This window comes from Cohnella sp. GCM10020058 (assembly GCF_042683485.1).
Classification (GTDB): Bacteria; Bacillota; Bacilli; order Paenibacillales; family Paenibacillaceae; genus Cohnella.
Window position 1 is genome coordinate 1 of the sequence record NZ_JBHUJV010000039.1, and the last position, 650, is coordinate 650.

General features: G+C 51.4%; 1 protein-coding gene. It reads left to right on the forward strand.

Annotated features, from left to right (window positions below):
- The first annotated feature begins 259 nt into the window (after positions 1–259).
- Complete coding sequence (locus tag ACFSR7_RS36430; RefSeq protein WP_378169622.1) at positions 260–478, forward strand: helix-turn-helix domain-containing protein; 219 nt, start codon at positions 260–262, stop codon at positions 476–478.
- Positions 479–650: the final 172 nt, after the last annotated feature.

Consider the following 650-nt stretch of genomic DNA (forward strand, 5'->3'; position numbering starts at 1 on the left):
TTTGCGCCGTTCGCGCCGTTTGGGGGCTTTTTGCTTTCTGCCACTCCTCAGCATCGTTATTGCCGTGATGCATTGGATGATGGCGGTCAGCAGTGTTACCCAATCCTTCATGCCGTTTTCTCCTTTCCGGAAGACCTTGCTGCGTCTTCCTTATATTCTTATAATACAACGTTAAACGTTTATATTCAACGTAAATCGATAAATTGGTACTTGAATATTCAGCAAGTTCCGTTGTATATTTGAACGGGAGGCGTTTAACATGCTGAGACTTAAGCTACGGCAGATTATGTTCGAGAAGCGTTGGAATACCCGACAACTCAGTGAAGCGACCGGCATCCGCTGGAACAGTGTTGACGATATGGTGGAGAACCGTTCCAAGCGCTGGACGGTCGAGAACCTGGAAAAGATCATGGAAGTGCTCGGGATCGAGGACATAAGCGAGCTAATCGAATATAAGAAAGAAAGCCCTAGCGAATAATCGCCGGGGCTTTTGTTTTTATCCGATGAATGCCGCCTCTTCCTGCGCCCTCAGCTCGGCCACGGTCAAGCGCCGTACGACGGCGACAACCTTGTCCGCGACGTCGGCGTAGTCAAACCATCCGCGCGGCGCGTCGGCAGCCCTGAGCAGCCACAAGCAGTCCGGTAGCCGT

Excerpts from the sequence above, each read along its gene's own strand:
- ACFSR7_RS36430 (WP_378169622.1), top strand. The coding sequence starts at position 260 with ATGCTGAGACTTAAGCTACGGCAGATTATGTTCGAGAAGCGTTGGAAT.